This window comes from Streptomyces sp. SID3343 (genome assembly GCF_009865215.1).
Taxonomy (GTDB): domain Bacteria; phylum Actinomycetota; class Actinomycetes; order Streptomycetales; family Streptomycetaceae; genus Embleya.
The window spans coordinates 1-350 of the sequence record NZ_WWJX01001069.1; the positions used below are offsets into that span (position 1 = coordinate 1).

1 protein-coding gene is annotated in these 350 nt (G+C 69.1%); it reads right to left on the reverse strand.

Annotation, left to right across the window (positions count from 1 at the left end; genetic code table 11):
* The coding region (locus GT354_RS33220) for an RHS repeat domain-containing protein (RefSeq protein WP_161360079.1) at positions 1 to 350 on the reverse strand (350 nt) is incomplete at both ends.

A 350-nucleotide genomic window follows, 5' to 3' on the forward strand; every position in this document is an offset into this window, starting at 1 on the left:
AGTAGAGCCACGCGGCGAGTTGGGTGTTCGCGCTGTCGGCCTCGCGGGCGTTGGTCAGCCGGCCGAGGGTGTCGTAGGTGTAGGTGTTCTTGACGCCGGCGCCGTCGGTGCGGGTGCGGGTCTTGGAGCCGTCGGTGTTGGCGGCTCCGTAGGCGTAGGTGTAGTTCGGTTCCGACAGGGCGGTGGCGCCCTTGGTGGCCTTGACCTGCTTGGGGCGACCACTGTTGTCGAGGTCGACGGCCTGGACGACGCCGCCGGGGTAGGTGGTGGAGGTGCGGGCGCCGTTGGCGTTGTAGGCGGACGTGGTCTCGCCGCCGAGGGGGTCGGTGACCTTGGTGAGGTTGTTGAGG